Origin of the sequence: Syntrophothermus sp. (genome assembly GCF_013314835.1) — a bacterium.
Lineage (GTDB): Bacteria > Bacillota > Syntrophomonadia > Syntrophomonadales > Syntrophothermaceae > Syntrophothermus > Syntrophothermus lipocalidus.
On record NZ_JABUEX010000093.1, the window covers coordinates 1 to 6,239 of the forward strand.

Here is a 6,239-nt window from a genome sequence, read left to right on the forward strand (position 1 = left end):
GAGGAGCCGACTACCAAACAGGGTATCGTTGGAACCTTCTGCCGCTGCTACAGCATCAGCGAAGCTATATCCAAGTTTTTACCGGACCTGTACTCCCCGGTTGATGATAGCCTGACCAGGTACACTTACGCAGGGGCCAGCGGTTATGGAGGGTTGGTGGTATACGACAAAGATACCTTTGCCTACAGCCATCATGAAAGCGACCCCTGCGGCGGCAGAGAGGTTAACGCCTTTGATCTAGTCCGCATCCATAAATTCGGCAAGCTGGACGACAGGGTTAATGAAAAAACCAATCTTAATAAGCTGCCCAGCCAGATAGCCATGGAAAAATACGCTGTTAGCCAGCCTGAAGTCAGACGTATGCGGATGTCCGAAATTCAGGAAGAATTCAGCGATGAATCCCTGGATGATGACCTGGAGGGGGATTCGTGGAAGGAGCAGCTAGAGTTCCATCATAAGACTGGGGATCTGCTGCCAACGGCCAATAATATCGAATTGATTTTATCCCATGGAGAATGGTATGGAGTCCTGGCTTATGACGCCTTCCGAAACACTGAAGTAATAAGAAAAGATTTGCCCTGGCGGAAGAAAGAAAGGCCCCATCGTCTATATGAGCCCTGGTTAGGAGAAGACGACGACCGCCGGGACCATTGGTTCAATAAAAATTATGGATTTAACTCAGGAGTGACTATCAAAAAAGCTTTTACAGAAGTAACCCGTGGAAACAAATTCCATCCGATCAAATCCTATTTAGAAAGCCATACCTGGGATGGGATTGAGAGAGCCGAAGCAATCTTTATAGACTACCTCGGCGCAGCAGATACCCACTACACCAAGCAAGTAACAAGAAAAATGCTTCTAGCGGCTATTAAACGGCTATATGAGCCGGGGTGCAAGTTTGACGAAATGCTGGTACTTATAGGCCCGCAGGGAGCAGGAAAGAGCAGTATACTGGCAAAGCTTGGCGGCGAATGGTTTAGTGATTCACTGAGGACTTTTGAAAACAAAGAAGCAGGAGAACATTTGCAGTCGGGGTGGATCTTCGAAATAAGCGAACTGTCCGCAATGAAACGGTCTGAGATTGAAGAGGTAAAGGCCTTTTTATCAAAAACAGAAGACCGGTATAGAGTTGCTTATGACAGAGCAGTATCCGATTTTCCTCGAAAGTGCATATTCTTCGGGACTACCAATACTAGGGATTTCCTTCGGGATACTACCGGGAATCGGCGATTTTGGCCAGTAGGAGTAAATCCAAAAGAAGCAAAGTACAATCACTGGAGGCAGCTTACTGATGAGCTTATCGGCCAAATCTGGGCGGAAGTTCTATGCTGGTTCAAGGCGGGGGAAACTCTGGAGCTGGATGACCAGGCAAGGGAAGAAGCGGTTCACCAGCAGGCGCAACATATGGAAAGTGATCCACGTGAGGGCATTATCCAGGAATGGCTGGAAACCCCGGTTCAAGATGAATGGGGGGAAGAGCAAACTGATACTATGCGGATCAGAGTGTGTGCAGCCCAGATATGGACCGAATGCTTGGGAAATAAAAAAGGGTCGATGCGTCCCTGGGAAGCAAAAGAAATCTGCGATATACTGCGGCACATACCTGGATGGCAGGAACGAAGTGGTAAGGCAAGCGTACCTGGGTATGGAGTGCAAAGGGTTTTTGAAAGGGCTTTGCCGTGAGCCGTTTTTTTACGGCAATCCTAAGGCAAACACGGCAAAGCAAATGTTTGACGCAATTGCCGTAACTTTGCCGTAAAAATTCATTTATGGCAAAGCCTCAAAGGCCCGATATTAGATGGATTAACAACACTGTTTGCCGTAATTGCCGTAAATTCTTTAAATAATTGTTTATTAAATTAGCATAGGACGACATGAAGAGGGTATATATATAGCCCCTATGCTAAACGTGATTTCTGTATATACGCGTGATATGTGTGTGTGAAGGCAATCAGATAAATGGAGTGATTTTGATGTTAGAGTCAGACATTGAAAAATATTTAATAAACGCAGTAAAAAGTATCGGCGGGTTAGTTTGGAAATTTGTATCCCCTGGTACGCGCGGCGTGCCTGATCGGATAGTAGCACTGCCAGAAGGTAGGACCTTTTACGTTGAACTTAAAAAACCAGGTGAAAAGCCGAAACAGTTACAGCTAAAGAGGCATAAGCAGTTGCGAGATAGGGGGCACCAGGTATATGTGATTGACAGCCTTACCGGAGTTGATGATTTCCTTCAGGAGGTGACTCAAAATGCCGGTTGACGTTAACTGCGTCTACTGTGGTAAACCCATGAGGGTCAAGCCCAGTAAAGTTAAGAGAAATAATTTTTGTAGTACGGAGTGCTGTTATAAACATAAAGCCAGGAACCAGATAAAAACTACGTGTTACCGTTGCGGTAAGCCCATAACAAAGCCTCCTTCGCAGGTTAGTATCCGGGATTTTTGTAGTAGGGCCTGTAACTTAAAAACGATGAATGAAGAATTAAATCCAACACGGATGACGTATGAAACGAGGTTAAAAATTCGTAAGGCCAGGCTAAATACAGGCAAAGGTAAATCTTATCCGAAGCTTTTCGGTAAGCACCTACACCGAGTAGTTGCCGAGGTAAGGCTTAAGAGGAAGCTTAGACCGGGAGAAATCGTTCATCATGAGGACGAGAATAAGAGAAATGCTAGCCCTGAAAATCTAAGGGTTTTTACATCACAGAGCGAACATGCAGCGTCGCATATGCAGAAGAGAGGTGATGCCGAGTGAAGTTCATTCCACACCAGTACCAAGAATACGCTACACAGCGTATTCTGGATACAAATTACATAGCGTTATTGCTGGAAATGGGCTTGGGTTGACAAGACAGTAAGCACACTGACTGCGATTGACTTGTTGCTTAATGATTATTTTGATACCGACAGGATATTAGTAATAGCGCCGCTGAGGGTAGCCGATGATACCTGGTCCCGGGAGATCGAAAAATGGGATCACCTAAAACATTTGCGAATTAGTAAGGTTCTAGGAAGTGCTACAGCCCGGAGAAAAGCCCTGAGAGCTGAAGCCGATATCTACGTGATAAACCGGGAGAACGTTGAATGGCTGGTACGTGAGTACGGAAATATGTGGCCATTTGGTACTGTGGTGATAGACGAGCTATCCAGTTTTAAAAATCACCAGTCTAAGAGATTCCGGGCACTTCGTCGGGTCAGGCCTTTGATGAAAAGATTAATTGGTTTGACCGGAACACCAGCGCCTAATGGCCTAATCGACCTCTGGCCACAGGTATATTTGCTTGACCAGGGGGAACGACTTGGAAAAACCATTACGGGTTATCGAGATAAATACTTTGTTCCTGGTGAACGTGATGGGCATGTTGTTTACAAATGGCATGAAAAGAAAGAAGCAGAACAAAGGATATACGAAGCCATATCGGATATTGTGGTATCGATGAAAAGCGAGGATTGGCTGGAGTTACCGGAGCGAGTGGATAGAACTGTCTCGATTATTTTGAATCCGAAGGCCCGGGAGCTTTATAAAAAGCTTGAGCGGGAGCTATTATTACCCTTTCAGGATGCGGACGTAGTGGCATCTACGGCAGCGGTGCTTTCTAATAAATTGCTTCAGATGGCGTCAGGAGCTGTTTATGATGAGGAGCGCGGTGTGAAGCTGATCCATGATGCCAAGTTAGATGCGTTAGAGGATATCATCGAGGCTGCTAACGGGAAACCAGTCATGGTGTTTTACAACTTCAAGCATAGCCTGGATAGGATTCAAAAACGATTCCCGCAAGCCCAGGTACTACGAAAGGGTAAAGATGGGAATGAGGATATACGGGCCTGGAACAATGACGAAATATCTCTGTTATGCTTACATCCAAAATCAGCCGGGCATGGGCTGAACCTTCAGGAGTCCAGTTGTCAGACAATTGTTTGGTACGACCAGATATGGAGCCTGGAAGAGTATCAGCAGGCGAATGCCAGGTTATATCGGCAGGGGCAGACCAGACGAATCGTAGTCTTACGATTGGTAGCCGAGGGAACGATGGATGAGGATGCTGTGGATGCATTGGAGAGAAAGGCTACCGGTCAGGAAGCATTGATGCAGGCTGTTAAGGCCCGTATTGAGGGATGCCGGGTAGTGTAGAGAGGAGAATGATAGATGATCATTACTAAAAAGGCTATATCTCTTGTTGAGAAGAGATCTAAGCAGCAATACAACCTTAGGAAAGTTCAATACTATCAGGACGGTAATGTAATTTGGATTTCGGATAGTTTTGGAATCTATAGACTATTTGAACCTGTAATTATTCCAGAGAATGCTTGGAACCAGCGGAATATGGCTATGTTTGTTGATGAAAGTGGTGAATCTGAAAACGCTGAGAAAACGTGTGTCATGATGTACCATAACAATAAACGATATCGCCTATTTAAAGGTAAAACCAGGTATGCGTGGGTAGACGAAGAAAGTCTAGGCCCGCTGGATGTTAAGTATGAACATGTATATAAAATTATGCCGCTTAATCACTTCAATCTGTTATTGGTTTATAGCAAAAATGTTTTGGGTGCTGTAATTGCTAATGGACTTATGGGCACCGAACACTCATTTTATCAAGATATTAGATCTTTACTTGCTTTGATTAATCAAGAACAGGAGGTCGAGGCTGAATGATTAAAGATAGCGGTGATAGGCACGAGTTCCAGTCTGGAGCTGTTCGGGACATGCAGGAAGGTAAAGGCCGATGTGATCTCCTGCCGGCAGCGGCTATCCTGAGGATTTCAAAACATTTTGAAGAAGGAGCTAAGAAATACGGAGACAGGAACTGGGAGAAGGGGATTCCCATAAACAGCTTTATAGACAGCGCTATCCGGCACATTCTTAAATACATGCTTGGCCAGGCTGATGAGGATCATTTGTGTGCGGCTGCCTGGAATCTCATGTGTGCCATGGAGACCGAGGAGCGATTAGGCTGGAGTTTCTCCCGGGCGAATCCCGGACTGGGGGTGGGAGAATGAATAAGCAGGAGTTTGATCCGGTGAATATCCTGGAAGCAGCGGGTGTTGATGATTTTAGAATTGATTACCAATCTAAGACCGTATTTCTTCCGCAAGTAAAGCTGTTGAAGCTGGCCAGGCAGCTGGATGCGGAGATTGTTTCAGCATACTTCTTTGACCATAAAGACTGGATATTTGTTGATGAGTTGTTTTGTGGAGAGGAGGCGCGGTTGTATGGTTTATCTCCCGCCTAAAAAGCCAGTAGGGTACTGTAAATTAAAGCGCTGGAAGCTTTCTATGAAACAGATCCGCCGTAAGGGCTGTATTGACCCGAAAAAACAATGCCGACACGGTAATAAAGACACATTAAGTTGTCGGCATTTTCGGAAATATGAACATCCGATTTGGAATGAATCTGAATCCATGAGAAAGAAGGCGAAACAGGATGTTACCACTTAGAATAAAAATGCTTATGGCTTTCTCCATAGTGGCCAGCGTCCTGGCCGCAGTAGACCTGTATGTGATTGCGATCAGTCCTTATGTTGTAGCCGGGATAGCGGCTGCCTGGTTAGTAAAGAGAAAGGGGGCGCGATAAGAGTGGTGAAAAAGGCGGAAGAAGCTACTATCGGGAGAATAAGTGTTGAAAAAGTTATTAAAAAAACCGTCGAGGAAGCCTTTGAATCCTGGCGAAGGTTAAATGAGAAAAAGCCTGATCAGATTAATACTGCCATTAAGAAGGCTGTCCAGGAGGCGATTGAAGCTGGATACAAACAAGCCGAAAAGAAACCAGCTGATACATACAAGGCTACAGAACGCCGCCTTTACGCCTTATCAGACCTTGAAGATAAAGTGGAAGCATTAGAAGAATATCTGAGGGATATCGATATATACGGGCTTCCAGAGCATAGCGTAGACTTGGTAAGATTTCAGCGTAGTGGTTCTCGTCTAAGTTATGACGAGATAGTGCAGGCTGCCACGCAGGACCTTCAAGCAAGAATTGCTGCAAATAAATTTGCGATAAATGAGGTTAAAGAAGCTTTAGCCCCCTTGACAAATGACCCTTATTACTTGGCTTTATCTGGTAGGTATTTTGATGATTTATCGGATAATGCCATAGCTGAAGAGCTCCATTGTGAAGAGCGTACAGTTCGCAGACATCGCGGTAGATTGGTGCGTAGAGTCGCCATCAGGTTGTTTGGAGTAGAAGCTGTGTAGCTGTCCAAATGACGTGTCCAAAAGTTGTCCTTTTCATGTGTCCAA

General features: G+C 45.2%; 9 protein-coding genes. All 9 read left to right on the plus strand.

The genetic code is table 11. The features are described 5' to 3' along the window. On the plus strand, positions 1 to 1,683 hold a 1,683-nt coding region (locus HPY90_RS14545; protein WP_287195567.1), incomplete at its 5' end, for a virulence-associated E family protein. A 290-nt stretch (positions 1,684 to 1,973) separates the two neighbouring features. After that, complete coding sequence (locus HPY90_RS14550) at positions 1,974 to 2,261, plus strand: PDDEXK family nuclease (RefSeq protein ID WP_287195569.1); 288 nt, start codon at positions 1,974 to 1,976, stop codon at positions 2,259 to 2,261. Beyond that, the gene (locus HPY90_RS14555; protein ID WP_287195571.1) at positions 2,251 to 2,754 is read left to right on the plus strand and encodes an HNH endonuclease; all 504 of its coding nucleotides are present in this window, start codon (positions 2,251 to 2,253) and stop codon (positions 2,752 to 2,754) included. The genes HPY90_RS14550 and HPY90_RS14555 overlap by 11 nt, the downstream gene beginning before the upstream one ends. Positions 2,755 to 2,880: 126 nt before the next feature. Next, a complete protein-coding gene (locus tag HPY90_RS14560; protein WP_353733686.1) occupies positions 2,881 to 4,131 on the plus strand; it encodes an SNF2-related protein in 1,251 nt (416 codons plus the stop codon). A gap of 15 nt (positions 4,132 to 4,146) precedes the next feature. Continuing rightward, complete coding sequence (locus HPY90_RS14565; protein WP_287195573.1) at positions 4,147 to 4,656, plus strand: hypothetical protein; 510 nt, start codon at positions 4,147 to 4,149, stop codon at positions 4,654 to 4,656. Then, positions 4,653 to 5,000, plus strand: coding sequence for a dATP/dGTP diphosphohydrolase domain-containing protein (locus tag HPY90_RS14570; RefSeq protein WP_287195574.1), 348 nt, complete (start codon positions 4,653 to 4,655; stop codon positions 4,998 to 5,000). Before HPY90_RS14565 ends, HPY90_RS14570 begins: the two co-directional genes overlap by 4 nt. Then, positions 4,997 to 5,233 (plus strand): hypothetical protein, encoded by a 237-nt coding sequence (locus HPY90_RS14575; RefSeq protein WP_287195575.1) that lies wholly within the window; start codon positions 4,997 to 4,999, stop codon positions 5,231 to 5,233. Before HPY90_RS14570 ends, HPY90_RS14575 begins: the two co-directional genes overlap by 4 nt. A 191-nt stretch (positions 5,234 to 5,424) precedes the next feature. After that, positions 5,425 to 5,574 carry a hypothetical protein gene (locus HPY90_RS14580; protein WP_287195577.1) on the plus strand — a complete coding sequence of 50 codons (150 nt, stop codon included), beginning with the start codon at positions 5,425 to 5,427 and terminating at the stop codon, positions 5,572 to 5,574. A 2-nt stretch (positions 5,575 to 5,576) separates the two neighbouring features. Next, complete coding sequence (locus HPY90_RS14585; RefSeq protein WP_287195579.1) at positions 5,577 to 6,194, plus strand: hypothetical protein; 618 nt, start codon at positions 5,577 to 5,579, stop codon at positions 6,192 to 6,194. Positions 6,195 to 6,239 lie beyond the last annotated feature (45 nt).

Coding starts and splice junctions, on each gene's coding strand:
- HPY90_RS14550 (WP_287195569.1), top strand. CDS start 1,974: ATGTTAGAGTCAGACATTGAAAAATATTTAATAAACGCAGTAAAAAGT.
- HPY90_RS14555 (WP_287195571.1), top strand. CDS start 2,251: ATGCCGGTTGACGTTAACTGCGTCTACTGTGGTAAACCCATGAGGGTC.
- HPY90_RS14565 (WP_287195573.1), top strand. CDS start 4,147: ATGATCATTACTAAAAAGGCTATATCTCTTGTTGAGAAGAGATCTAAG.
- HPY90_RS14570 (WP_287195574.1), top strand. CDS start 4,653: ATGATTAAAGATAGCGGTGATAGGCACGAGTTCCAGTCTGGAGCTGTT.
- HPY90_RS14575 (WP_287195575.1), top strand. CDS start 4,997: ATGAATAAGCAGGAGTTTGATCCGGTGAATATCCTGGAAGCAGCGGGT.
- HPY90_RS14580 (WP_287195577.1), top strand. CDS start 5,425: ATGTTACCACTTAGAATAAAAATGCTTATGGCTTTCTCCATAGTGGCC.